General features: G+C 71.2%; 1 protein-coding gene. It reads left to right on the top strand.

Going from position 1 to position 591, the window contains the following annotated elements; genetic code table 11:
- Positions 1 to 216 precede the first annotated feature (216 nt).
- Positions 217 to 591, top strand: a 375-nt coding sequence (locus ACRX5S_RS04110) for an FAD-dependent monooxygenase (RefSeq protein ID WP_436771336.1), incomplete at its 3' end; no start/stop codon positions are given.

Raw genomic sequence — 591 nt, 5'->3', positions numbered from 1 at the left:
CGTGCCGCACGGCACCCCAGGGCGAGAAGTCGCAACGGATTGGACGGCCGACGCCCCGCGCTGTAGCTTGCCGTTGGCCGCTTGACCGCCCGAGGAGGTGAGACCCATGACCGCAGTATCGACGTGGGTGCTCCCCCTTTCCGTCACGGCCGGGCGATCGATGTAGGTGTCGCCGGGAGCGCCCGACCCACGGCCTCCCGAAAGGCAGCGACACCCATGCACTCCCGGCACCTTCCCGACGGCGCGCACCCTGCGGACCTCCCAGCCGATGTCCACGCCGACGTCCTTGCGGATGTCCCTGCGGATGACGTTGCGGACAGTCACGCGGGCCTTCCCGCGCACCTTCCCACCGATCTTCCCGACGCCGTCAACCGTACCGACCGCGCGCCCGCCGCGTACGACGTGGTCATCGCCGGATGCGGCCCGACCGGCGCCGTGCTCGCCGCCGAACTGCGGCTGCACGGCGTGCGGGTACTCGTCCTGGAGAAGGACACCGAGCCCGCGTCGTACGTCCGCATCGTCGGCCTGCACGTCCGCAGCATCGAACTGATGGCCATGCGCGGCCTCCTGGACCGGCTCCTCGCCCACGGG

It is taken from the genome of Yinghuangia sp. YIM S09857, from assembly GCF_051388915.1.
Lineage (GTDB): Bacteria > Actinomycetota > Actinomycetes > Streptomycetales > Streptomycetaceae > Yinghuangia.
Note: the sequence above shows the minus strand (reverse complement) of the source record. Positions and strands in the feature narration are given on the sequence as shown.